The sequence below is a fragment of the Flavobacterium marginilacus genome, from assembly GCF_026870155.1.
Taxonomy (GTDB): domain Bacteria; phylum Bacteroidota; class Bacteroidia; order Flavobacteriales; family Flavobacteriaceae; genus Flavobacterium; species Flavobacterium marginilacus.
Window position 1 is genome coordinate 49634 of record NZ_CP113975.1, and the last position, 26151, is coordinate 75784.

A 26151-nucleotide genomic window follows, 5' to 3' on the forward strand; every position below is an offset into this window, starting at 1 on the left:
AAATGCAAAAATTTCTCTTAGGACTATTTTTTTTATGCACAACCTCATTGATTTGGGGTCAGGAGTCGCAGCAGGAAAAATTAGAAAAGCGTAAAGCCGAAATTCAGCAAGAAATTTTGGATAATGAAAAGCTGTTGAAATCGGTAAAGAATAAAGAAAGATCTGCCGTTAATGTAATTATTTTACAAAGCAATAAAATTAAACTCAAAGAAAAACTGATTCGTACTACAGAGAAACAAACAAAGATTCTCGGAAATGATATGTACATTAATCAGTTAAAAATGAACAAGCTGAACAGAGAATTAGTTGTTCTCAAGGAAGATTATGCTAAGATGATAGTCAAATCATACAAAAGCCGATCCGAACAAAGCCGTGCTATGTTTTTATTATCATCGGAAAATTTTCTGCAGGCCTATAAAAGAGCTCAGTACATGAAACAATATACTGGATTTAGAAAAATGCAGGGAGAAGAAATTAAATCCAAAACAAACGAACTTTTGGGTTTTAATGAAAAACTGAATATTCAAAAAATTGCCAAGAAGAAATTATTAGCAGAAAATAATAAAGAGAAACAGTCTCTTGAAAAAGAAAAAAGAGAACAATTAAAGCTGGTGAATTCAATCAAAAAAGACAAGAAAAAAATCACCGCTGATATCAAAAGAAAACAAACCGAATCCAGAGCGATTGACCGTCAGATTGATCGTTTAATTCGTGAAGCAATCGCAGAGGCTAACAGAAAGGCAGCAAGTGAAAACCCAAATGCTTCAGCAGGAGCATACACATCGTCCAGAATAGTATTAACAGCCGAAGCTAAAATATTAGCAGATAATTTTAGAGCAAATAAAGGAAAACTGCCTTGGCCTGTAGAGAAAGGTTTTGTGTCTTTGGGGTATGGAGAACAGCCGCATCCTGTTTATCCAAGCCTTGTGATTCATAACAGCGGAGTGGAAATTACAACAGAACAGGGAGCAAATGCCAGAGCGGTCTTTGGCGGAGAAGTAAGCAGTGTAATCGTTTTATCTCCGGTAAATAAAGCGGTAATGATACAGCATGGAGATTGTTTTACAGTTTATCAAAATTTGAGTTCTGTTTATGTAACCAAAGGTGAAAAAGTAAATATCAAACAAAATTTGGGAAAAATAAGAACAAACGGAGATGGAAGAACAATTTTGAAATTTACAATTTCACAAAATACAACTTATAACAATCCTGCAAGCTGGCTTTATAATATGTAGGCTTTCTGCAAAAAATAATGACAGCACTATTTTATTTACAAAAATGAAATAGTGCTGTTTTTTAATAAAATCATTCATTAAATTTGCATTATATATAATTTACGATGCCAAAATATTTTTTAAGCTTTATTTTTCTAATAACATCGGCTGTAATTTGGAGCCAGGACAATCAGCAAAAAAAATTAGAAGAGCGTAAAGTTAAAATTCAAGAAGAGATCCGCGAAAACGAGACCAAACTTCAAACGGTAAAGAAGAAAGAAAAAACAGCTGCTAAGGCCATCGTTTTGCAAAGCAATAAAATCAAGCTTAAAGAAGAATTAATTGCAACTACCGAAAAACAAAAAACACTTCTTGGAAATTCAATTTCTGTAAATCAAGCCCAAATAAATAAACTGGAAAAAGAACTCGAATTACTCAAAGCAGATTATGCTAAGATGATTGTTCAATCCTATAAAAGCCGTTCCGAAGAGAGCCGGGCAATGTTTTTATTATCTTCGGAGAGTTTTCTGCAGGCCTATAAAAGGGCGCAGTATATGAAACAATATGCAAATTATAGGAGAATTCAGGGACAGGAAATAAAGTCTAAATCATATGCTTTGTATACTTTTAATGCAAAATTAGATCTTCAAAAAAGTGCCAAAGAACAGCTGATTGCCGAGAATGATAAAGAAAGACTGTCTTTAGAAAAAGAAAAACAAGAACAGGAAAAACTGGTTGAGTCCTTAAAAAATGATAAAAAGAAAATTATTGCCGACATTAAGAAAAAGCAGCTAGAGTCTAAGGCAATTGACAGAAAAATAGATAAGTTAATCCGGGAAGCAATCGCTGAGGCAAACAGAAAGGCCGCCATTGCAAAAGCAGCGAGAGAAAAAGCAGCGAGAGAAAAAGCTGCACTTGAAAAAGCCAAAGCCGAAGCGGCTGCTAAAGCCATTGCATTGGAAAAAGCCAAAGCATTGGAAAAGAAAAAAGAAATCGAGAAAGCAAATGCATTGGCAGCAGCCAAAGCCAAAGCCGAAGCAAAACCAAAACCAAAACCAATTCCGATTCCGAAGGAAGTTGAAAAAGCCATCGCAAAGGAAATACCAGTTGTTGCCAAAGAAGCACCTGTTGAACCAGCCGCAGCTGTTTCATCTACCAAAATAGATATGTCGCCTAAGGACAAGGTGGATTCAGATAATTTTAAAGCCAATAAAGGAAAATTGCCCTGGCCGGTCGAAAGAGGATTTATTTCTTTGGGATATGGCGATCAATTTCATCCGGTGTATAAAGAACTTAAAATCCACAACAGCGGATTGGAATTTACTACGGATTCGGGAGCTAGTGCCAGAGCTGTTTTTTCTGGAATCGTAACGAGAATTAACGTTATTTCGCCCGTAAATAAATTGGTAATATTACAGCATGGTGACTTTTTTACTATTTATCAAAATTTGAGCTCAGTGAAAGTAAGTTTGGGTGATAATGTGAGCATAAAACAAAGTTTGGGAAAAATAAAGACTAATGGTGATGGTAAAACAATATTAAAATTTGTGATAACCCAAAACATGACGTACACTAATCCGAAACTTTGGCTGGCACCTAAATAGCAGAAAAAAATTAATAAAAAATTAAATCATCATCTCAGAATTATAATTTATATTTGGTAAAATTTAAACTAGAAAATATGAATTCGAATAACCCTTTTTTAAATAACAAAACATTTTCAACTGCTGTTTCCAGAAGAACGGATTCTTTTAACGCAGTCACTATTGAAGAAAATCAGGACATGACTTTGTCTGGAACTATCAATAGAAGTTTAATCCTTTTTTTGTTATTGATTGCATCAGCAACTGTAATTTGGTGGGCCGCTTCTAATGAATTACTAAATCCAGCAGTTCCAATAATTGGCGGTGCCATCGTAGGATTGATTTTAGTTCTGACAGCATCTTTTAAACCAGAATATTCACCTTATTTAGCTCCTGGCTACGCTCTTTTCGAAGGATTGTTTATAGGAGGGATATCTGTTATTTTCGAAGCAATGTATCCTGGAATTGTCACTCAGGCAGTAGGGGCAACTTTTGTTACTTTTGCCGTTTGCCTTGGATTGTACAAATATAAAATTGTAAAAGTAACGGAGCAGTTCAAATCTGTAGTAATTGCTGCTACATTAGCAATTGCAACCTATTATTTAGTTTCCTGGCTGTTTTCTTTATTTACAAGTTTTGTACCTGTACATTATGGAAATTCTATGATGAGTATTGGTATCAGTGTATTTGTGATAGTAATCGCTGCGTTAAATTTGTTTTTAGATTTTGACAGAATTGAAAAAGGAGTTGAACAAAGAATGCCAAAATATATGGAATGGTACGGCGCTATGGGATTGATGATAACGCTAGTTTGGCTATATATCGAGTTCCTGAGATTGCTTTCTAAATTGAATAAAAAATAATAACAGCATTATTTTATAAAATGATACCCTTCCAATGCGAAGGGTATTTTTTTTGCATTCAAAAGTTTTTTTGGAGCAGAAAGATTGGGCGTTTTCAGCCGGTATTGGTCCCGCTTTCCGTTATAATCTTGCATGCCGAACCCCGTCACACAAGGATTTCCACTGCAAACCTACCGTGTGGACACAAATACAATTTCGTTATTTTTATCACTAAATAAAGATATAATATGCGAAGATATTTTACAGACATTGATGATTCTCGACTATTAAAAAGGAGTAATTTAATATTAGATAGTTTATTTCATAATTGTGTTCATTCGATACGTCAGCTTACACAAAGCGATTCAGAATGTAAAGCAGTTTATCGTTTCTTGCAGAACAAAAGAGTTTCAGAATCGAAATTAATTAAAAACATGTCAGCAAACTGCTGTTTTTCAGCTCAAGACAAAACAGTTTTATGTATACAGGACACAAGTGAGGTCAATTTATATAATCATAAAAACAGAGTTAAAAAAGACGAATTTATAGGATTGACTAATGCTGCAACAAAAGGAGGAATTGGATTTTTACTGCATCCTAGTTTCGTTATAGATGCTTATAGTTTTGTTCCGTATGGCTTTTCAGATGTAAAAATATGGAACAGGCCTTTAGAGAAACTTACAAAAAAGGAAAGGAATTATAATTTGCTTCCAATTGAAGAAAAGGAATCTTATAAATGGATAGAATCTTCCCAAAAATCCAAGGAAGTTTTAGAGAAATCAAAAAAAGTCATCATCATTCAGGATCGAGAAGGTGATATTTATGAGCAATTTGCAATGATTCCAGATCAAAAGACGGAATTATTGGTAAGAGCAAGAGCAAACAGAACGCTACTAAGCAAGGTTAAATTGTTTAGTTTTATAGCCAATGAACCTCTTAAAGGGAAATATACGATAGAATTAGAAGGTGATAAAAGAAAAAATATAAACAAACGGGAAGCTACCTTAGAAGTTAGATTTTCTGAAGTAACTATCCAAAAAAATGATTTAGTTTCAAAGAATGCGCCCAAAAGCCTTGATTTATATATCATCGAAGCAAAAGAAATTGGCGATAACATTGATAATCCAATATGCTGGAGATTACTAACAACCATTAAAGTCTTAGACCTAGACACAGCCTTAAAATGTATCGAATGGTATACTTGTAGATGGATTATAGAAGAGGTTTTTAGAATTCTAAAAAAGGAAGGATTTAATATAGAAGCAAGCGAATTAGGTTCTGCAAAATCTATTCGAAAATTGTCTTTAATGATGATGGAGACAATTGTCAAACTATTTTTAATGCAAATAGCATATAGTATTCCAGAGGAAGAAATAGAAGCGAGAAGTTGTTTTTCAGATCAAGAACTTGAATGTTTAGAATATCAAATGATAAAATTAGAAGGAAAAACAGAAAAATTAAAAAATCCTCATATCCAAAAGGATTTAAAAAGATATGTTTGGGTTATTGCAAGGCTTGGTGGATGGAAAGGATATGCAAGTGGGAGAAAACCAGGAATAACCACTTTCTCTATCGGAATACAGAAATTTGCTTCAATAATGGAGGGATGGCAATTGTTTTTAGATGTGTCCACACGGTAGACTGCAATCGGGGCTAAAGAGAAACATTTGTGTTTTTTTGCAAGTAACCTTAAAAAATCTAAGTAAATCTGATTGCTTATTTTTTCTCAATAAGAATTATGAAGATTCAGAAGAATTCAAATTGCAGAACATACACTTATCCCTAAATTTACACTTTCATTACAAAAACCTGAGCCCTCTTTATAAAATGCAATCGCAATGCTAGCACATTCCTATCAAAAGTTAAAAGACATTTTATCCGTCACTATTGATCCTAAACGTATTTTGACCAATCCGCTGCAGACACTTGCATACGGAACAGATGCAAGTTTTTACCGGCTGATTCCAAAAATCGTCATTCTCGCGCACAACGAAGCGGAGGTTGTCGAAATTATAAAACAAGCCAAAAAACTCGATATCGCATTGACTTTTCGTGCAGCAGGAACCAGTTTATCAGGACAGGCAATTACCGATTCGGTTTTAGTAGTTGCCACGCACGGCTGGAAAAACTTTGAACTTTTTGACAGCAAGGAAAAAGTAAAACTAGAACCCGGAATTGTTGGAGCTCGTGCCAATATTTTTTTGGCTCCGCACGGATTGAAAATCGGTCCGGATCCAGCTTCAATCGGCGCCTGCATGATAGGCGGAATTGTAGCCAATAATGCCAGCGGGATGTGCTGCGGAACGGCACAAAACTCCTATCAGACCATAGCCGACATCAGAATTGTACTCCATGACGGAACCATTCTTGATACCGCCGATGCACAAAGTGTTACTGCCTTCAAGAAAGATCAGCCTGCCTTGATTCAAGAAATTGAAAGCCTAAGAGATCAGATCAAAAATGACGAAACGCTTTATCATCAGATTAAAAACAAATTCAAAATAAAAAACACAACCGGCTATAGTATTAATGCTTTAGTCGATTATGAAGATCCTATTGACATCATCAAACATCTGATGGTCGGTTCTGAGGGAACTCTGGCTTTTATTTCGAATGTGACTTTCAAAACGGTTATAGACGAAAAACATAAATCCTGTTCTTTATTAATTTTCAAAACGATTCAGGATGCCTGCAATGCCACTATTTTATTGAAATCGGCTCCTGTTGCTGCAGTAGAATTACTGGATAGAGAATCCATCCGTTCTGTAGAAAATGATCCTGATGCTCCCGATTATTTCAAAACATTACCAGAATCCGCCTGCGCTTTATTAGTTGAATGCCGGGATAATGATTTGGACAATATGCTATTGAAACAGCTTAAAGTCCGTTTAGAAATTGAATCTATTCCGACCTATGCAGAATATGAATTTACATCGAATCCTAAACAGTATTATTTTAATTGGAAAGCACGAAAAGGCTTGCTGCCAACAGTTGGCGGACTGCGAAAAAACGGAACAACGGTAATCATAGAAGACGTCGCTTTTCCCCTCCCGCAACTAGCAGATGCCTGTTTGGAATTGAAAAATTTATTTAAAAAATATGAATACCACGATGCCGTTTTATTTGGACACGCACTGGAAGGAAACCTTCATTTTGTGTTTTCACAGGACTTTTCAAATCAGACTGAAGTAGACCGTTACGAAAAACTAATGTCCGAATTATCTGTTTTGGTTGTGGATCGTTTCAACGGTTCTTTGAAAGCCGAACACGGAACCGGCCGGAATATGGCTCCTTTTGTAGAAAAAGAATGGGGTTCTGCCGCTTATGAAATCATGAAACGAATCAAAACTATTTTTGATCCAAATAATAAAATAAATCCTGACGTATTAATCAATCCGGATCCAAAAGCACATCTCAAAAATCTGAAACCAATGCCGGAATCCCATGCCATCGTTGATAAATGTATGGAATGCGGATTTTGTGAACCGCACTGTGTATCCGAAGGTTTAACTTTATCACCAAGACAGCGCATTGTGATTGCAAGAGAAATCAGCCGATTGGAAGAAGCGAATGATGACCCACAGCGATTAGCCGATATTCGGAAAGACGTTACTTACCAGCTGGATGAAACCTGTGCTACCGACGGACTTTGTGCCTTGGCCTGCCCCGTTCATATTGATACCGGAAAATTTGTAAAAACCTGGCGTGCCAATAAACTAAGTGCCGGCAATAAAAAAACTGCCGCTTACATTGGTTCACACATGGCGGGAACTACATCGGTTATGAGAACCGGATTAAAAATGGTTTCTTTTTTCCATTCTATTTTTGGAACCACCATTATGACAGCCTTATCTAATGTGTCACATTTTGTCAGCTTTGGAAAAGTGCCGAAATGGATTCCAGAAATGCCAAAAGGTGCCAACAAAATTAACACTAAAAATTAATCGCAATTCCGTGAATTTCTTTTTTCAATTTATGACTAATTTTTAAAGGGTTCTAAATTAAAAATTTGAGTATTCGCGGTCAACCTTTTAATAAAAAACAATGAATACAGCTACCGATTTAAAAGTCGTTTACTTTCCTTCCTGCATAAACAGAAGCATGGGAAAAACCCATTTTCAGGACTCAGACGATCTGCAATTGACCGAACTTACGCACCGCTTATTGGTTCGTGCCGGATTCACAATAATTTATCCCGAATCGATAGACAGTCATTGCTGTGGTATGCCTTTTTCAAGCAAGGGCTATGCAGAAGCTAATCACACACAATCCGAAACATTGGAAAAAGAACTGCTAAAAGCTTCAGAAAATGGTAAATATCCTGTTTTGTATGATATGAGCCCGTGTTTTTATCATTCGAAAGAAGAGTTTTCCAAAAGCCTAAAAATTGTCGATCCGATTGAATTTATGCTGGATTATGTAATGCCTCAGTTGACAGTAAAAAAGAAAAAAGGCAGTGTGGCCGTTTTTCCTGTTTGTTCCGTTAAAAAAATTGGAATGACAGAACAATTAACAGCCTTGTCTAAACTTTGTGCAGACAGCGTAACCCTTATTGACAGCAATTGCTGCGGTTTTGCCGGAGACAGAGGTTTCTTAATTCCTGAACTAAACGAACACGGACTACGAGATTTAAAAGCACAGATTCCAGCCAGCTGTAAAGACGGTTTTTCAACCAGCAGAACCTGCGAAATAGGACTCGAAAAAATGAGCGGTATCGATTTTAAATCTATTTTTTATTTGGTGGATGAAGTAACCAGATAAGAAAATAATAATTCTTTTCATACGAATAAATTAACTAGATTTGGTTTTCAAACTTTTAATTACATATAACCTAATCATTAATAAACATTAACCTATGGAAGAAAAATACATTGTAAATGAAACTTTAAAAAGGATTGAACCTCTTGAAAAAAAATGCAGCTATTGCCGAAAAAAAGATATGACATTGATTGATAGCTGCTTTTTTGAAACTTTATTCTTTGAACAAAAAAGATCTAATTATCTGGTTGTTAGAAAAGTAAATTTCAACAAAGTGTCCATTGGCGTGCCTAGGTGCGAAAGCTGTAGATCTATTCATGAAGGAGCTAACGCAAAAGCTCAAAAATATATTTTTATTGCTGCGGGTATTATCCTTATTTTACCTTTCTTATTTACATTTAGTGCTGACGCTTTTTCTGACGGAATAATACCAGCTGTAATTGTATTGATTGCGGGGTTTTTATTTAAAAACTATTTATCAGAAAAAATTGTTTTTAAGACTGATATTCTTTCCGAAAAAGTAGGAGCACAATATAGTGTAATCGTTCAGGATTTTCTTGAGGAGGGCTGGCAGTACGAACAACCAGAAGCTTAAAAAATGCTATTATTTATAGAGAAACCGTTGATAAAGTCAACGGTTTTTTAAAATATAACAGATTAATAAGCAACCTAATAGCCAAAATTGCATCTATATTAATAAAATATAGAAATTATGAAAAATAGAATTTACCTTATTACATTAGTATTGATTAGTAGTTTGATTTCTTCTTGTGAATCAGATGATAACTCAGACTTCAATAATGATTTCGAAACAAGCAGTAATGCATTATCAGATTTTAAAAAAACAACTCATAATTCCTATAAATATACAGTCGTTGAAGCGTCTTGGAGTGGCCCAGCTTGGGAAACTACCATAAGCGTATCTAACGGAAAAGTTGTTCAAAGAAAGTTTAAATATACTAATACCCAAGGATTAGGAAATAATATTCCAAAAGAAGCATTAGAATGGACTGAAAATGGAAATGAAATAGGCATTCACAAAGATAATGGGGCAGTTGCTCTAACTTTAGATGAAATATATTCAAAAGCCGAACTGGAATGGTTACCCAAAAGAAATAATGCAAAAACATACTTTGAGACCAAAAACAATGGATTAATTTCCACTTGCGGCTATGTCGAAGATGGGTGTCAAGATGATTGTTTCAGAGGAATACATATAAAAAGTATTGAAGCTTTACGGGAAGCATTGGTTTTTTAAAAAAACTTAAAAATATTGAGTTTAAAAATCGCATAAACTAATAGGTTACAAATAGGTTATTTAACCTTGTTTTATATCTTTGTAATTCACAACATTATTACAAAGCCACAAAGACTGCAAAGATTTAATTCATATAACTTTTTGTTTAAATTAATTGTATGGTTGTTTAAATTTTTAATACTTCGAAACTATTTGTCTTTGTGTGCCTTTGCATTATTCTTTTTACTCCAAAAAAATAAAAAATGATTTATAACCTAAGAAAAATACAGCTTAATGCATTGTTTTTATTGATTTGTCTTGCTCCTTTTTTAATACAGGCACAGGAAATAAATTCGCCTAATAAGAATCTTGCATTAAAATTTGAATTAAAAGAAAATGGAGTTCCCTCCTACCAGCTTACATACAAAGGAAAATCAGTAATTAAGCCTAGTTCATTGGGATTAGAGATCATAGATGCTCCTTCGTTTATGGATGGTTTTTCTATTATAAATACGGAACAAAAATCGGTAGATGAATCCTGGAATCCAGTTATGGGAGAGGAAAAAATGATTCGTAATAACTACAACGAACTGCTGGTTACTTTGGCTCAGGCCAAAAATAACAACAGATACATCCGCATCCGTTTTAGATTATTTAATGATGGATTAGGGTTCCGATATGAATTTCCGAAACAGAATGACTTGAATTATTTTGTAATTAAAGAAGAACGTACCGAATTTCAATTGGCCGGTGATCATAAAATTTTCTGGATTCCAGGAGATTATGATACCAATGAATATGCCTACACTACTTCAAAAATTTCTGAAGTTCCTTTGTTGATGAAAAAAGCCACTATCGAAATCAATTCCCAGTGGACAATCAAAGAACTAGCGGTACAAACACCTTCAATGATGAAATCCACTGATGGTCTATATATAAACATTCACGAAGCGGCTCTAATCAATTATCCTGCAATGTATCTGGAACTTGATGCTGCGACTTATAAAATGCGCAGCCATTTAGCACCCGATGCTGTTGGTAATAAAGGTTATATGCAGACTGATGCACAATCACCTTGGAGAACTATTGTTGTAAGTGATAAAGCGACTGATATTTTGGCTTCAAAATTAATATTGAACCTCAACGAACCAACGAGCTACAAGGATGTTTCTTGGATAAAACCAGTAAAATACATCGGAATCTGGTGGGAATATTTTGTTGCTGGGAAAAGTACTTGGGCATTCGGAAAAGAAAATAATGTAAAATTAACCGATGATTTTTCGAAATTAACACCAAACGGAAAACACGGAGCTACAACCGAAAGAGCGAAAGAATACATTGATTTCGCTGCCAAAAACGGTTTTGATGCTATCCTTATCGAAGGCTGGAATATAGGCTGGGAAGACTGGATTGGAAATTGGAAAGAAGAAGTTTTTGATTATGTAACGCCTTACCCAGATTTTGATGTCAAAGCTGTACATGAATACGCTGCTGCAAAAGGTGTAAAGATTATCATGCACCATGAAACTTCAGGATCGGCAACCAACTACGAACGCCGATTGGATCGTGCTTTTCAATTCATGAACGACAATGGTTACGATGCTGTAAAAACAGGTTATGTGGGCAAAATTATTCCGCGCGGAGAACATCATGATGGGCAATGGATGGTAAATCATTATATCAATGTAGCCAAACGTGCCGCCGATTATAAAATCATGATTGACAGCCACGAAGCCGTTCGCCCAACAGGTTTAAACCGTACATTTCCGAACTGGGTTGCACAGGAATCTGCCCGTGGAACTGAGTTTGAATCTATGGGAGGATTAAATCCAGATCACACTACTATTTTGCCTTTTACAAGATTAATGGGGGGCCCTATGGATTTTACACCAGGGATTTTCCAAACCGACCTTTCTTATTATGGAACGGGAAGCAAACAGCGTGTCAATACCACTCTGGTAAAACAATTAGCTTATTATGTAACAATGTACAGTCCGTTACAGATGGCTGCAGATATTCCTGGGAATTATGAGCGTTTTCCAGATGCTTTTCAATTCATCAAAGATGTTGCTGTAGATTGGGACAACAGTTATGTACTGGAAGCCGAACCTGGAGATTATATCACGATTGCCCGTAAAGCAAAAGGGAAAAATGAATGGTTTGTTGGCGGAATTACCGATGAAAATGCTAGAACTGCTAACATTACTTTCGGCTATTTGCCTGCTGGAAAAAAATTCATTGCTACAGTGTATGCCGATGCAAAAGAGGCAAACTGGAATGAAAATCCTCAAAAATACACGGTAACTAAAGCAATTGTAAATTCTAAAACAGTATTGAAACAATTTTTAGCTCCGGGAGGAGGAGTTGCCATCAGCATCAAAGAAGCAAACGATGCCGATATGAAAGGATTGAAAAAATTATAAAAACATTTGTCCCGCTAAATTGTAATGACAAATTCCGATGAATAAATCCTTGCCACATACCCCCAAGTGCTGCAAGATTTGAGGATTCGGTTAGGATCGTTCATTGGGAATAAAAGAGGCTGTCCGAAAAGGACAGCTTTTTTTATGCTGCAAATTTCAGGAATCGATTTTGGGTTGGTTGATTAATGAAAAAATATTCTGTTACAGTATTTAAAAAGTGAATTTCGACTTTTATAGCTCTATTTAGAACTCTGAAGGAGATTTTTAGATGAGTTTTCGACGCATCATTGTTCTTTGCTATCATTTTTCTGAAATTATGCCCGATAGCCATCAATAGAAATTCCATTTCCACTTTTTCGATGCTTGTGAAAGTAAACCGGCTGAATTTATTGTTGTTTTTTAGCTGTCCGAATACTGCTTCAACTTCTATTGGGCGTTTGCTTCGGTGTTCGAGTCCTTTTTCGCTCATGAGCAGCTCTTTGGCCTGAGCCCTTAATTGGTTCAGGCGGTGGTTTACTTCTATTGTTCTGTTTCCTTTGGCTTTATGGCACAAACTTCTAAGTGGACATCCATCACATCTTTTTGCTTGATAATAAGATACTTGTGATTCGTATCCGTTGGCCGATGTCCGTTTTCCACTGCCAATGTTTTCCATTCTTTGTCCCATTGGACACACATAAAAATCCTGCTGTATATTGTAGAACAAATTCTGGACAAGAAACGGATTGTCCTTCATTTTTTTCTTCTGTTCTTTGTGAAAATAATTATACTTTACATAGTACTGTTATGTCTTTATTTTCAAGCATTTCGTAGTTTTCTTCGCTTCCATAACCAGCATCGGCTACAACTGTTTTGCTTTGTTTTTGATACATTTTTTCAAATTCCTCCAGATGGGATTTTAAAGTCGTAGTGTCGTTAGGTGTCTGATGAATGGTTACATTGGTAATGAATTGATTTTCAGTAGAAATCTGAGGATTGTATGCAGGTTTTAACTGTCCGTTTTTCATATGGTCTTCCTTCATTCTCATAAAGGTAGCGTCAGGATCTGTTTTGCTGTAGGAGTTTCTATTGCCTAAAATCACTAAATCTTTTTCGTATTTTTCAAGCTTTGGCAGGTGCTCTTCCTGAAGCTTTTCAAGCTCTTTGGTTATCTTCTTGTTGGGCTCTTTGAGTTTTTTATTGAGTTCTGATAATTTTTCTTTCAGCTCTTCCGAGTTTATTTTTTTTGGTAATTCTTCCTTGTTGACTTCTTGATTATCTGATAAAATACTGTTTTCGATATCGGATAAGATGCTGTTGATTTTTACTTCGAGTTTTTCTTTGTATTTCTCTATAGAACCCCGCCAGACAAAGGTGTATTTGTTGGATTTGGCTTCAATTTTTGTTCCATCGATGTATTGGATATCCAGACTGACATAGCCCATTTCCACAAGCATTTTGACTACTTCTGCAAATAAATCTTTGATGTTTTCTTTTAGAACCTTTCCTCTAAAATCGTTGATGGTTCTAAAATCAGGGGTTGAGTTGCCTGAAATAAACATAAAATGAATGTTCTCGGTGAGTGCTTTTGCTATTTTTCGGCAGGAATAAGTGTTGCTCAAATAGCTGTAAAACAAAACTTTAAGCATCATTCTGGGATGATAAGCCGAGGTCCCTCCTCCTTTATATTTTTTAAGTATATGGCTTATATCCAATGAATTGACGACCTTGTCCACTAAGCGGACAGGGTGGTTTTCTGAAATTTTATCAAAAATATTTATCGGAAAAAGTTCCGGTGTATTGATCGATTGCGATTTAAATATTACTTTAGCCATTGCTCGTTTTTTGTGCAACTCTAAGATACTATTTTAGATTAAAAACAGCAAAAAAAAGGCTGTCCTTACTTTTTGGACAGCCTCTTTGTTTTTTTCAATTAATAAGTTTTACAAATGAATTCCTCCAGCAACTTCTATTCGCTGTCCGTTTACCCATTTTGAATCGTCTGTACATAAAAAAGCAACCACACTTCCAATATCATCAGGAAGCCCCACCCGGCCCAATGCCGTTTGAGACGCAATCTGCTGATTTAGCTGTTCATTATCACGAACTGCACCACCGCCAAAATCGGTTTCAATCGCTCCCGGAGCAACAATATTCACCCTGATTTTTCTTGCGCCTAATTCCTGCGCCTGATAGCTTGTCAATGTTTCAATTGCCCCTTTCATGCTCGCATAAGCAGAATATCCAGGATATGAGAAGCGTGCCAATCCAGACGAAATATTTACAATTCCACCGCCGTCATTCAATATGTTCAAAGCTTTTTGAGTCAGGAAAAATGTCCCTTTAAAATGAATGTTAACCATATCGTCAAATTGCGCTTCTGTGGTTTCGGAAAAACTTGCATAAGTTCCGACTCCGGCATTATTGATTAAAAAATCAATTTTATCGGTACCAAAAGTGTTTTTTAAAGCCGATAATGCATTTTGAAAAAAAGAATCAAAACTGCCTACCTCAGCGACATTCAGCTGAAGTGCCACGGCTTTTTGGCCTAATTTTTCGATTTCGCTTACAACTTCTTCAGCTTCGGTTTTTTTGCTGTGATATGTCAACACAATGTCCAGTCCTTTTTTGGCAAGACTCAAAGCCATATTTTTTCCTAATCCGCGGCTCCCGCCAGTAACCAGAGCAATTTTATTTCCCATCTTAAATTTTGTTTTAAATTATCTAAGACAAAATTAATTCAGATGTAAAGTTCATTAGTTGCAAATATCAATCCAGAATTTGCGAAATTCAAATCAAACCATTTAAACGCGAAAAGACAAAGGTGACAGCGCAGTCTGCTTTTTGAAAAAATTAGAGAAATGTGCCAGTTCTTCGAAACCGAGCGAATAAGCAATTTCCGAAATGTTCCAATCTGTTTCTTTCAACAAAGTTTTGGCTTCCTGAATCAATCGTTCACTGATTAATTCAGTAGTAGTCTTTCCTGTATTTTCCTTTAAAACTTTATTAAGATGATTGACATGAATAGACAAACGGGCAGCAAAATCTTTGGCTGATTTCAATTCCAGACGCTGACGGGAAGATTCAATAGGAAATTGTCTTTCGAGTAATTCAACAAATAAAGAAGAAACTCTCGCTGCAGAATTATGTTTGGAATACAAAGCGGTAACGGGCTGCAGTTTTTGTCCAAAATGAATCAGCTCCGCCACATAATTCCGAATCAAATCGTATTTGTACACATAATCAGAATTGATTTCCTGATGTATCTTTTTGAAAATCAAATCGATTTCAGCAACTTCTTCCTCAGTCAGCTGAAAAACCGGATAACCGTCTGTTTGAAAAATAGGCAGTTTATCCAGATCCATTCCCGTTTTATCCTTGGTAAAAAACTGATTGGTAAAAACACAAAAATGCCCAGACTGCTGCATGTCCAAAGGAAGATAATTATATGGAATTTTTGGAGTTGCAAATAAAAGAGCATACTGGTCAACCTCGATTACCTTGTTGGCATACTCCACCCTGTTTTTGCCACGAATCAGACTTATTTTATAATAGGCTCTCTTGTCATAAGGCATGCAGGATTTTCCATTCAGCCTCTCATAAAGTTCCTTGATATTAAAAACATTAAAGTGTCCAACTTCTTTTTGAATCCCATTAGGCAGCAGCAATGCGTTCTTTTCTATAAAATATTCTGAAGAAATGTCTTCGTAAAAGTTTTCTATTGATCTTGATTTCATTAGGAATGTATTTGTAAAAATCAAATATAGGGATTTACAAAGAAAATATTTTCAAATAGAAGTATTAAAAAATTGAATTGATTTTAAATCTAATTTAAAAAAAAGCTCAGAATAATCTAAATATTATTTACACTTACTTTTTGAGTTGAATAAATCAAAGTGTATTTTTTTAAACATGTTTTAATTCAAAACTGTAATGGTATCCGATTAATTTTTTACCATCCTCATAATTTCTAATCCATGCTTCTTCCTCATGACTTAATTTGACAATTTCATTTCTAGAAATACCATTAAATCTTTTTACAATCTCTTCTAAGGTATTCACTTCAGACTCGCTAAAATAGTCTGAGTTAAATATTCTGTTTTCAATAGGTTTAAACTCTTCACCACAATAGCCATTGCCATAGTCTATGGTGTTTATTATAAAGTTATTTTCTCTTTGCAGTTTTTCAAAAATAGTTTGAAAGTTGTTTGGAACAGGTCCAAAATCAATAGCAACATATCTTGTACCGCTTATTGAAAATGAAGTTTTTTTAAAGTTTAAAAAATCAGCATAAAAAAGCAACTTGTTCATCACTGTTTTCAATGGACTTAATTGTTGCGTAAAATACACAATCATTTCTGTTAGCTTTTCTATATTTGGAGACTTATAACCTGTATAAATATCAGGATTACTATCTCCTAAAATATAGTTTTGTAAACCAACTTTAAAATGATTTTTTCTTTCTTCTTGAATTAAATCATCAATATTTTTTAACAATTCTACTTTCTCCACATCTCCAAAAACTCCTTGACTTTCTTCAACAAGCAATCTGAAAGATTTTGGATTTTTTGCTAATTGTATCAATTTAGCATTTGCCAAGCTAGGAACTTCACCACTTTCATAGTTCCTATAGGTATTAACACCGAACCCTAAAGAAAGCCCCATTTTGTTTGCGGGCAAATTATATTTTTTTCTAATGCTTATGATTTCCTCTGGAAATGGCAAGTTATACTTATCTAGATACTGATTGTAAACTTGGGTTAAATTTAATGTATCTAATTGTGTGTCTGTAAAACTTTCTTTAGTGTCCTCACAAAAATAGGAATGATGGGTATATGTAAATTCTTCTTTCCTAAAAATTAAATTTTTCTTCTCTTTTACTAGAGTCATTTCATTACCTGTAAACGGACTTTTCATATTAAATGTTTTTAAAAGGATATTTTAAGGGATGATCTGAAATATGGAATGAAATACAAAATGATTTTGTTGGCAGTATTGTAATTTTAATGTAAACCTCTTGTTTCTTTACAGTGGCTCCGAAAACCCACATTGGGCTAGTACCAAATTGATCATTTGTTAAAGATCCTTGACAATAATCTTCAATTGTTAGTTTTGACAAGACATTGTCTCTAAATTTTGCGGTTATTTCTAAATCAGCTAATGTTTGGGTGTTTTTATCCATATAGCTAAAAATTCACCGTTGAAGATTTGGCAAAGTTAAGAATTAAAACAATAAAAACAACCATATAATTGTTAATTAAGGCTTAATCAGCAAAAAAACAAACTATATAGTTGTTTAATACAGAATAAAAAACATATATACTTTACTCCCCTCCCAACATTTCCATCAATTCCAAACATCTTCTCGTGGTTTTGACATTATCAAAAGTCAGCAATAATCGCAAACCGGCAGGTGTTTGTTTTTCTTTCATGACACAAATGTTACTGTTCGTCTGCACAAACTGAATCACTTTATGGAAACGTTTCGAATGGTAATAATCGGATTGCTGATCGGAGACAAAATAGCCAATCATCTTGCCTTTTTTCATGACCAGTTTTTCGATTCCCACACGCGTTGCAATCCATTTGATGCGGATACTGTTCATTAAAGCGAGTGCTCTCGGAGGCATTGGACCAAAACGATCAATTAGTTTATTTTGAAAAACAACCAGTTCTTCCTCATTTTTCACCTCAGCCAACTCATTGTACAAACTCAGACGCTCCGTGACATTATTGATATATTCATCTGAAAAAAGCAGCTCAAAATCGGTGTCTATCTGTAGGTCTTTTACATATTCCTTGGTCTCAATATTATTCTCTTCAGGGTACAAATCCTTGAATTCGTTTTCCTTCAATTCCTCGATAGCCTCATTCATGATTTTTTGGTACGTATCAAAACCAATATCATTGATAAAACCGCTTTGTTCTCCTCCCAACAAATCTCCAGCTCCGCGAATTTCAAGGTCTTTCATCGCAATGTTCAAACCGCTTCCCAATTCGCTGAATTGTTCCAAAGCCTGAATTCTCTTTCTTGCATCTTCGGTCATGTGCGAATAAGGAGGACAGATAAAATAACAAAATGCTTTCTTGTTGCTTCGCCCCACACGCCCTCTCATCTGATGCAGATCGGACAGACCAAAATTATTGGCATTATTGATAAATATGGTATTCGCATTCGGAACGTCTAATCCGCTTTCGATAATCGTCGTGGCTACCAAAACATCAAATTCGCCGTTCATAAAGGCGAGCATTAATTCTTCGAGTTTGGCTCCGTCCATTTGTCCGTGGCCAATTCCAACTCTCGCATTTGGCACGAGACGCTGAATCATTCCTGCAATTTCTTTGATATTTTCAATTCGGTTATTGATAAAGAAAACCTGCCCGTTACGCTGAATTTCATACGAAACCGCATCCCGGATCAGCTCTTCATTAAACCCGACCACATTCGTTTCTATAGGATAACGATTGGGCGGAGGCGTTGTAATCACCGATAAATCTCTCGCTGCCATCAGCGAAAACTGTAAAGTTCTCGGAATTGGGGTTGCAGTCAAAGTAAGCGTATCGACATTAGCCGCAATGGTTTTGAGTTTGTCTTTTACGTTAACGCCAAATTTCTGTTCTTCATCGACAATCAATAAACCAAGGTCTTTGAAAACTACATTTTTATTCACCAATTGGTGTGTTCCAATGACAATATCCAATTTCCCTTCAGCTAAATCTTTTAAAGTTTGCGCTTTTTGTTTGGCAGTTCTAAAACGGTTCAAGTAACCAATAGAAACCGGCATGTCTTTCAGTCTTTCGCTAAAAGTTCTATAATGCTGGTATGCCAAAATAGTCGTAGGAACCAAAACTGCTACTTGTTTAGAATTATCAACAGCTTTGAAAGCCGCGCGAATCGCCACTTCGGTTTTACCAAAACCTACGTCACCACAGACCAAACGGTCCATAGGGCGTTCGCTCTCCATATCAGCTTTGACTTCCTGTGTCGATTTAATTTGATCCGGAGTATCTTCGTAAATAAATGAACTCTCCAATTCATTTTGAAGATAACTGTCTGGCGCAAATTGGAATCCTTTTTCCAGTCTTCGTTTCGCATACAGCTGAATCAAATTGAATGCAATATGTTTGACCCTCGCTTTGGTTTTTTGTTTTAAAGTCTTCCACGCGCTTGAACCCAATTTGTAAATTTTAGGAGGCGTTCCGTCTTTTCCGTTGTATTTCGAAATCTTATGCAGCGAGTGAATACTCACGTACACAATGTCATTATCGGCATAAACGAGTTTTATCGCTTCCTGCGTTTTTCCCTCGACCTGTATTTTTTGCAGTCCTCCAAACTTCCCGATACCATGGTCGATATGCGTTACATAATCGCCAACGGATAAAGTAGTCAGTTCTTTTAAGGTTAGATTCTGCTTTTTAGAATAACCGTTTTTGATGCTGAATTTATGATAACGCTCAAAAATCTGATGATCGGTATAACAGCAAATCTGATTTTCCTGGTCGATGAAACCTTGGTACAATGGCAAAACAATTGTCTTGTACTGCTTGCGGATATTCTCGGAATTGGCTTCATCCAAAGATTCGAAAATATCATGAAAACGCTTTGTCTGCGCTTCATTGGAACAAAACAGATAATTTTGATAACCGTTAAAATGGTTGTCGCTCAAATTATTCAACAGTAAATCAAACTGTTTGTTGAACGACGGCTGTGGCTGAATGTGAAATTCAAACTTTTTGGTCGTTTTAAAAACTGGTTTCGAATTAAATTCGACTACCGAAAAATCCAGCGCCCTTTTTACAAATGCTTTTTGATTCAAAAACAATTGTTCCGGCGTGGCGTGTTTTATGTCTTTGGACAATTTCTCAAAAGCTTCTTCGGCTCTTCCAAATTGCTTGTCCAGTTCGTATAAAAGATTCTCCGTATTTTGAAAAAACAATACCGTTCTTTCGGCTATATAATCCAAAAAACTTTCTCTGTTTTCCTGAAAAACCTTATTCTCAACATTCGGGATAATGGTAATTTTTTTCTTTTGTTCCAATGACAATTGGCTTGCAACATCAAAAGTCCGGATGCTTTCTACCTCATTACCAAAAAATTCTATTCGGTATGGATTGTCATTCGAAAAGGAAAATACATCGACAATTCCTCCACGAACCGAAAATTCACCAGGTTCCGTGATAAAGTCAACTCGTTTGAATTCATATTCAAACAAAACTTCATTCAGGAAATCAATCGAAATTTTATCACCAACCGCAACTTTCAAAGTATTTTTATCCAGATTCTGACGGGTCACCACTTTTTCAAAAAGTGCCTCAGGATAGGTAACAATTACTGCAGGTTTTTTGCGGGAATTGATTCTGTTAAGGACTTCGGAACGAAGTAAAACATTCGCATTATCGGTTTCCTCAATCTGATACGGACGACGGAAAGAACCCGGATAAAACAGCACATCCTGTTCGCCAATCATTTGTTCCAAATCATTCAAATAATAAGCAGCTTCCTCCTTATTGTTCAAAACCACCAAAAAAGGAAGTTCCGATTTCTTGAAAACCGACTGAATGACAAAAGAAACTGCTGATCCCAGCAGACCGTCCAATTGCATTTTTACCTGATTATTTTCCTGTAAACCGGCTACAATCTGAGCCGTTTTTGGAGAAGAATCATAAACCGAATATATAAAAGTGGCTTTACTCAAGGCTGTGATGGATTTGGATTTTTTGGACTGGCTGTTCCTCCTGGATTACCAGGCATTGTATGATATTTTTCAGGTGCTCCGTTATTTCCAGGATTTCCAGGTATCATCGGATTTCCTGACGGAATTGCCCGAGTCGTATCGATAATCATCTGTAACAATTCGGATTCTCCTGCTTCCATCGGGATTTTGCTTTTCTCTACAATTTTATCCATTTGTCGCTGCAGGGAAACCAGTTCAATATTAATTTCTGCAACAATTTTTACTACTTTTTTATCGGAGATATCAGTAAGGTTTATATACAAATCCAGCATTCTTACCTGCGTAATCAAAGCTGCAATCCTGCTTCGTATCTGCGGTGTGTCAAACTGCGCAGGAATACTGCTGTTCAAAGCCATCACTTTAGTTGACAGTATTTTGGATTTCTTCTGATAATCAGTAATTGTTTTTCTTGGTTTTTTTGCTAATTCCTCCATAAACTCACGCCATTGCGGCCACGTTAGAATTGAAGCTTCTGAAGTTTCATTAATTGGAGTGTCAAAAAAAGTCCAGCCTTTCTTTATATTGGTAAAAATCAGCTCTTTCTTTTTTGCATCTCTTAATTGATCAGCAAGACGCTTATCGTTATTATTATTACACGAAAACTGCATTAAAATCACCAAAAAAAACAGCGCTAATTTATTATTCATCTCCAAAATTTTTGAACCGCAAAGTTACAAATATCAATGGCAATGACAATAGTAATATCAATGACAAAAATCAATCACAATTTCAATAATAAAAACCAATTCCAAAATCAATGGAAATAATTATATTTATATTAAAATCTGCAGTAAACAGGCTGTATCTTAATTGAGTCAAAATTACGATATTAAAGTTTTTATATTATTTTTTTAAAAAATTCACAAAAAATAAAGTATTTACATCTTATAATTTGCGAAATCGTTATATTTGCAAAACAAATCTTTTTGATATGAATCCAAAAATATTAATTATAGGTGCCTGCGGACAGATTGGCACCGAATTAACGCATCAGCTCCGGGCAATTTACGGAACCGATAATGTGATTGCTTCCGATATTCGAAAACTGAATAATGATGTGGTCAATTCTGGTCCTTTTGAAGTAATTAATGCTTTGGATTTTAACCAAATCGAACATTTAGTCGAAATTCACCAGATTACCGATGTCTATCTGATGGCTGCCCTGCTATCGGCAACAGCTGAAAAAAATCCTGCTTTTGCTTGGGATCTAAACATGAATTCGCTGTTTCATGTCTTAAATTTGGCGAAAGCCAAAAAAATAAAAAAGATATTCTGGCCTTCGAGCATTGCAGTTTTTGGACCCACAACTCCAAAAGAAAATACGCCACAATACACCATTATGGAACCTTCTACGGTATACGGCATCAGCAAACAGGCTGGCGAAAGATGGTGCGAATATTATCATACTCTTTTTGGTGTCGATGTCCGAAGCATACGCTATCCAGGGCTAATCAGCTGGACTACGCTGCCCGGCGGAGGAACCACCGATTATGCTGTGGATATTTACCACAAAGCTCTTTCTGAAAAAAAATACGAATGCTTTCTGAGTTCCGAAACCAAAATGCCGATGATGTATATGGACGATGCCATTGCCGCAACGATTAACATCATGAAAGCACCGGCTGAGCAAATCAAAATCCGCTCTTCTTACAATCTTGCAGCTATCAGTTTTACCCCAGCCGAAATTACTGCAGAGATCAAAAAACACATCCCTGAACTCGAAGTCACTTATGGACCCGATTTTCGTCAAAAAATTGCCGACAGCTGGCCTGCAAGCATTGACGACTCCCAAGCCAGAGAAGACTGGGGCTGGAATCACAAATTTGATCTCGAAACTATGACTGCCGAAATGCTGAAAAACCTTGCTCCGCAATACAGTATTGATTTGTAATAAAACACACAATTTTGAGCGTATCTCTATAAAAAAGGGACCAAACTCACTATACTGGTGATTTGGTCCTTTTTGTAAAACAGTTAAATTAGCCACGAATAAAACAGATTAGAACGGATTTTTTTACTAAACCACTATGCCATAGATTGGGTTAGGCAGACTGAATCTGCAAAGTTGGATTGTGAAAATTGATGAAATTTTGCCACAGATTCACAGATAAAAAATGATTTTAAAATCTATGAATCTGTGGCAAAAACTTTTTTAGCAACTAAAGCGAGATGCACTGAAAGTGCATAGTTTTAAACTCTATTTGAGACCAATAAATTGGTTAAGAATTTAGTTGGAGTCTGTGCAAAATCCGTTAAATCCGTGTCATCTGTGTGCCGTTTTTTTATACTTTGGGTATATTGAATTTAAAAGTTTTAAAAGCGAATCCCCTGCCGAATCTCTTAAACAAGATAGAGGTTATAATTTTTTTAATTAGCTTGATCTATTAAATCTGTTGTAGAAACATAATCCATACTTTTTTGCTTCTGCATTTTCTACGTTTATTCCAATTCTGTAAATACAATAAAAAAACAATTTATATTTTTTTTATCATTAATTATTCCCAAAGATTTTTGCCAATTATTTACCCGTTTTTATACGTGTTTTGACTAAATTGCATTTAGAAACAAATTTAGATTGGTATGCCAGAAAAAGATCCGGAAAACAACGCCGAAAGAACGCGTTTGCACCTAAGAACCGACAACAAAGGCTGGAAAAAATGGGGTCCCTATTTATCCGAAAGACAATGGGGAACTGTTAGAGAAGATTATTCGCAAAGCGGTTATGCCTGGGGAAGCACCACACACGACATGGCCCGCTCCAAAGCCTACCGCTGGGGAGAAGAAGGCATTGGAGGAATTTCAGACAATAAACAGCATATCTGTATTGCTTTTGCCTTTTGGAATCACAAAGACCGCATCCTAAAAGAACGTCTATTTGGATTAACGCCTGCCGAATCTAATCATGGTGAAGACGTAAAAGAAATTTATTATTACCTTGATGCAACTCCTACGCATTCCTATCAAAAAATGCTGTATAAATATCCGCATGCAGCTTTCCCTTATGAAAAGTTAATTGAAGAAAGTAAAAAACGCAGCCGTCAGGAACCCGAATATGAACTGCTTGACACTGGCGTTTTTGACAAAGACGAATATTTTGACATCACAATAGAATATGCCAAAGCCGAAGAACAGGATATTTTAATTAAAGTAACGGTGGAAAACCGTTCTAAGCTGGCAGCTCCTATTTCGGTATTACCTACCATTTGGTTTAGAAATACCTGGAGCTGGGGATATGACAATTACAAGCACAAACCTACATTGACCGGAGTAGGAAAATCACATATTGAAGTACAGCACCGCCTTGTGGGAAGTTTCAATCTGTATGCCGAAAATGCAAAAGAACTTCTGTTTTGCGACAATAAAACCAATTTTGAAAAACTATACAAATCCCCTGCTCAGTCACCCTATGCCAAAGACGGTATTAACGATTATATTATCAGCCAAGAAAAATCCGGTATAAATCCCGAAGCTGTTGGAACTAAAGCGGCAGTACATTTTGATGATTTTATTCCGCCGCTTGGCAAAAAAGAATACCGCATTCGTTTTACAAATACAGCTCCAAATGATCCTTTTGAAGATTTTGATGCCGTTTTCAGAAAAAGAATCGAAGAAGCAGATGAATTTTATGCACCGCTGCAAAAAGGAGTAAAAGACGAAACATTAAAATCCATTCAGCGGCAAGCTTATGCAGGTATGCTCTGGACGAAACAATGGTATTACTATAATGTTTTTGAATGGTTAAAAGGCGATCCTTCTACTCCAAGACCTGATGCCAACCGAAAAGAAGGCCGCAACAGTTCATGGAAACACATGTATACGTCCAACATTCTCTCGATGCCGGACAAATGGGAATATCCATGGTTTGCAGCCTGGGATCTGGCTTTTCATACCTTACCTTTGGCCAGACTGGATCCGGATTTTGCTAAAAGACAGTTATCGGTTATTCTTCGGGAATATTACATGCATCCTAATGGGCAGATTCCTGCTTATGAATGGTCCTTCTCAGATGTTAATCCTCCGGTACACGCGTGGGCAACCTGGAAAGTTTATGAAATTGACAAAGAAGCCAATGGAGGCACAGGAGATACTGTTTTCCTGGAACGCATTTTTCATAAACTGCTGCTCAATTTTACTTGGTGGGTCAATTTAAAAGATAAAAACGGAAACAACATTTTTGGAGGCGGATTCCTCGGAATGGATAATATTGGAGTGTTTGACCGCTCTGCCGATTTGCCTACAGGAGGACATCTGGAACAAGCCGATGGTACTGGATGGATGGCAATGTACTGCCTGAACATGCTGCGGATAGCCTGTGAAATAGCCCTAAAAAATCCTGTTTATCAAGACATGGCATCCAAATTTTTTGAACATTTCCTTCAAATTTCGGGGGCGATGCAGGCTTTGGGTGACAATAAAGTAAACCTTTGGGACGAAGAGGATCAGTTTTATTATGACATGCTTCACAAAGAAAACGGTGATGCCCAGCTGCTCAAAATCCGTTCGATGGTTGGATTGATTCCGCTGTTTGCTGTCGAGGTTTTAACACCTGAATTGCTTGAAAAACTCCCTATATTTAAACGCCGTGTTGAATGGATTTTAAAAAACCGCCCCGACTTGGCCAGTCTGGTTTCCAGCTGGTACAATCCCGGAAAAGGCGAAACCCGTCTGCTTTCTACGCTCCGAGGACATCGTATGAAAATGATCCTCAAGCGCATGTTTGACGAAAAAGAATTTTTATCGGATTATGGTGTTCGTTCCTTGTCCAAATACCATAAAGAGCATCCATACAAATTCAAGTATGACGGCGGTATTATTCAGGTAGATTACACTCCGGCTGAAGCCACTGGAGATATGTTTGGCGGTAATTCTAATTGGAGAGGCCCGATTTGGTTCCCGATGAACTATCTGATTTTGGACTCATTGGAAAAATTCCACAGCTATTACGGAAAAGATTTCAAAGTTGAATTCCCTGCCGGATCTGGTGAATTAGTAAATTTACAGGAAGCCTCCAAAGGTGTAGCCGAACGTTTACTAAAACTGTTTGTATCCAATGCCAATACAAAAATTCCAATGTACGGCGAATACATAAAGTTTCAGGAAGATCCGCTTTTCAATAAAAATCATTTGTTTTTTGAATACTTTGACGGAGACACCGGCAAAGGCCTAGGAGCTAATCATCAGACGGGATGGACTGGACTTATTGCCGAAATTATCCGGCATCTGAATGAGGAAGAAAATAGCTTTTAAATACTTTATAAAAAAAACCACCACATAAGCTGTAAGTATCTTATGTGGTGGTTTTTGTTTATGAATGTATATGAATTTAAAGCATTTTTATTACATCATTCCAAATACAAGACCAATTGACCATTAAGCCAAT

17 protein-coding genes and 2 pseudogenes are annotated in these 26151 nt (G+C 36.1%); 12 read left to right on the forward strand and 7 right to left on the reverse strand.

The annotated features are described in order from the left end of the window. Positions 1 to 2 precede the first annotated feature (2 nt). The 10 genes and pseudogenes from OZP07_RS00235 (at position 3) to OZP07_RS00275 (ending at position 12057) form a co-directional block, all read left to right on the forward strand. Positions 3 to 1235, forward strand: coding sequence for a murein hydrolase activator EnvC family protein (locus tag OZP07_RS00235; RefSeq protein WP_194641444.1), 1233 nt, complete (start codon positions 3 to 5; stop codon positions 1233 to 1235). 104 nt (positions 1236 to 1339) lie between these two features. Beyond that, positions 1340 to 2818: a murein hydrolase activator EnvC family protein gene (locus OZP07_RS00240; RefSeq protein WP_281636850.1), complete on the forward strand. Its 1479-nt coding sequence runs from the start codon at positions 1340 to 1342 to the stop codon at positions 2816 to 2818. Positions 2819 to 2895: 77 nt separating this feature from the next. Then, positions 2896 to 3660: a Bax inhibitor-1/YccA family protein gene (locus OZP07_RS00245; protein WP_281636851.1), complete on the forward strand. Its 765-nt coding sequence runs from the start codon at positions 2896 to 2898 to the stop codon at positions 3658 to 3660. A 227-nt stretch (positions 3661 to 3887) separates the two neighbouring features. Continuing rightward, a pseudogene (locus OZP07_RS22195) lies at positions 3888 to 3989 on the forward strand (hypothetical protein); the annotation flags it as partial. An 84-nt stretch (positions 3990 to 4073) separates the two neighbouring features. Then, positions 4074 to 5279 carry an IS4 family transposase gene (locus tag OZP07_RS00250; protein ID WP_281636852.1) on the forward strand — a complete coding sequence of 402 codons (1206 nt, stop codon included), beginning with the start codon at positions 4074 to 4076 and terminating at the stop codon, positions 5277 to 5279. A 198-nt stretch (positions 5280 to 5477) separates the two neighbouring features. Next, on the forward strand, positions 5478 to 7583 hold the full coding sequence (locus OZP07_RS00255) for an FAD-binding and (Fe-S)-binding domain-containing protein (protein WP_281636853.1): 2106 nt from the start codon (positions 5478 to 5480) through the stop codon (positions 7581 to 7583). Positions 7584 to 7683: 100 nt separating this feature from the next. Beyond that, positions 7684 to 8400 (forward strand): heterodisulfide reductase-related iron-sulfur binding cluster, encoded by a 717-nt coding sequence (locus OZP07_RS00260; RefSeq protein ID WP_281636854.1) that lies wholly within the window; start codon positions 7684 to 7686, stop codon positions 8398 to 8400. A gap of 94 nt (positions 8401 to 8494) precedes the next feature. Then, entirely contained in the window at positions 8495 to 8992 is a 498-nt protein-coding gene (locus tag OZP07_RS00265) for a hypothetical protein (protein ID WP_281636855.1), read from the forward strand. A 117-nt stretch (positions 8993 to 9109) separates the two neighbouring features. Further along, positions 9110 to 9655, forward strand: a complete 546-nt coding sequence (locus OZP07_RS00270; protein ID WP_281636856.1) for a hypothetical protein — start codon at positions 9110 to 9112, stop codon at positions 9653 to 9655. Between the two features lie 242 nt (positions 9656 to 9897). Then, positions 9898 to 12057: a glycoside hydrolase family 97 protein gene (locus OZP07_RS00275; protein WP_281636857.1), complete on the forward strand. Its 2160-nt coding sequence runs from the start codon at positions 9898 to 9900 to the stop codon at positions 12055 to 12057. A 142-nt stretch (positions 12058 to 12199) separates the two neighbouring features. Here OZP07_RS00275 and OZP07_RS00280 read toward each other — a convergent pair. From OZP07_RS00280 to OZP07_RS00310, 7 genes and pseudogenes are all read right to left on the reverse strand, one after another. Next, positions 12200 to 13871: pseudogene (locus tag OZP07_RS00280) on the reverse strand (IS1182 family transposase). A 108-nt stretch (positions 13872 to 13979) separates the two neighbouring features. Then, positions 13980 to 14738, reverse strand: a complete 759-nt coding sequence (locus tag OZP07_RS00285) for an SDR family NAD(P)-dependent oxidoreductase (RefSeq protein ID WP_281636858.1) — start codon at positions 14736 to 14738, stop codon at positions 13980 to 13982. Positions 14739 to 14840: 102 nt separating this feature from the next. Next, the gene (locus OZP07_RS00290; RefSeq protein ID WP_281636859.1) at positions 14841 to 15773 is read right to left on the reverse strand and encodes a helix-turn-helix domain-containing protein; all 933 of its coding nucleotides are present in this window, start codon (positions 15771 to 15773) and stop codon (positions 14841 to 14843) included. Between the two features lie 169 nt (positions 15774 to 15942). Continuing rightward, entirely contained in the window at positions 15943 to 16953 is a 1011-nt protein-coding gene (locus tag OZP07_RS00295; RefSeq protein WP_281636860.1) for a type II toxin-antitoxin system antitoxin SocA domain-containing protein, read from the reverse strand. 1 nt (position 16954) lies between these two features. Continuing rightward, positions 16955 to 17218: a hypothetical protein gene (locus OZP07_RS00300; protein WP_281636861.1), complete on the reverse strand. Its 264-nt coding sequence runs from the start codon at positions 17216 to 17218 to the stop codon at positions 16955 to 16957. 142 nt (positions 17219 to 17360) lie between these two features. Continuing rightward, on the reverse strand, positions 17361 to 20639 hold the full coding sequence (gene mfd / locus OZP07_RS00305; protein ID WP_432419570.1) for a transcription-repair coupling factor: 3279 nt from the start codon (positions 20637 to 20639) through the stop codon (positions 17361 to 17363). An 89-nt stretch (positions 20640 to 20728) separates the two neighbouring features. Further along, entirely contained in the window at positions 20729 to 21418 is a 690-nt protein-coding gene (locus OZP07_RS00310) for a hypothetical protein (RefSeq protein ID WP_281636863.1), read from the reverse strand. A gap of 284 nt (positions 21419 to 21702) precedes the next feature. Between OZP07_RS00310 and OZP07_RS00315 the strand changes: the two genes are divergently transcribed. Together OZP07_RS00315 and OZP07_RS00320 are read left to right on the forward strand one after the other, a co-directional pair. Next, positions 21703 to 22662 (forward strand): L-threonine 3-dehydrogenase, encoded by a 960-nt coding sequence (locus OZP07_RS00315; protein ID WP_281636864.1) that lies wholly within the window; start codon positions 21703 to 21705, stop codon positions 22660 to 22662. 689 nt (positions 22663 to 23351) lie between these two features. After that, positions 23352 to 26018, forward strand: coding sequence for an MGH1-like glycoside hydrolase domain-containing protein (locus OZP07_RS00320; RefSeq protein WP_281636865.1), 2667 nt, complete (start codon positions 23352 to 23354; stop codon positions 26016 to 26018). The last annotated feature ends 133 nt before the right edge of the window (positions 26019 to 26151 follow it).